The organism is Plantactinospora sp. ZYX-F-223 (assembly GCF_039649625.1).
In the GTDB taxonomy this organism is placed as follows: Bacteria; Actinomycetota; Actinomycetes; order Mycobacteriales; family Micromonosporaceae; genus Plantactinospora.
In genome coordinates this window covers 1-625 of sequence record NZ_JBDJAV010000192.1, presented here as the reverse complement: position 1 = coordinate 625, position 625 = coordinate 1, and the positions used below count along the sequence as shown (strand labels likewise).

Genomic DNA, 625 nt, shown 5'->3' with positions numbered 1-625 from the left:
GCCACCCGCCACGCAGGCGGCGGCGACCTCGCCCTGGGAATGGCCGACCACCCCGGTCACCGGGACACCCCACGACAGCCAGAGCGCACCGAGCGAGACCATCGTCGCCCACAGCACCGGCTGGACGACATCCACCCGGGACAGCCAGCCGTCGTCGTCGCCCAGCAGCACGTCTGTCACGGACCAATCGACCTGCGCGGCCAGGGCCTCGTCACACTCGGCCAGCCGGTCGGCGAACACCGGCGACACCGCGAGCAGCTCACGGGCCATACCCGCCCACTGCCAACCCTGACCCGGGAACACCAGCACGACACCACCGGCCCCGGAGATGACAGCCCTGTCCACCATTGCCGCGCGAAGACCTACGATGACGGATTCCCGGCTGTCGCCGACGACGACCGCGCGGTGGTCCAGCGCCGCCCGGGACAACGCGAGGGTCCTGGCCACATCCGGCAACGGCACGTCCCGACCCGCACCCTCCAACCAATCCGCCAACCGCTGCGCCTGCCCCTGCAACGCCGCCCTGCTACCCCCCGATACCAGAACCGGCGTGGGCACGTTTTCGGACACGGCGTTCGACGCCGGGGAGGAAAGCGGCATCTGCGGTTCCGACAACCCGGGCTGG

1 protein-coding gene is annotated in these 625 nt (G+C 71.2%); it reads right to left on the bottom strand.

Annotation, left to right across the window (positions count from 1 at the left end; genetic code table 11):
- On the bottom strand, positions 1-625 hold a 625-nt coding region (locus tag AAH979_RS43125; RefSeq protein WP_346263895.1), incomplete at both ends, for an acyltransferase domain-containing protein.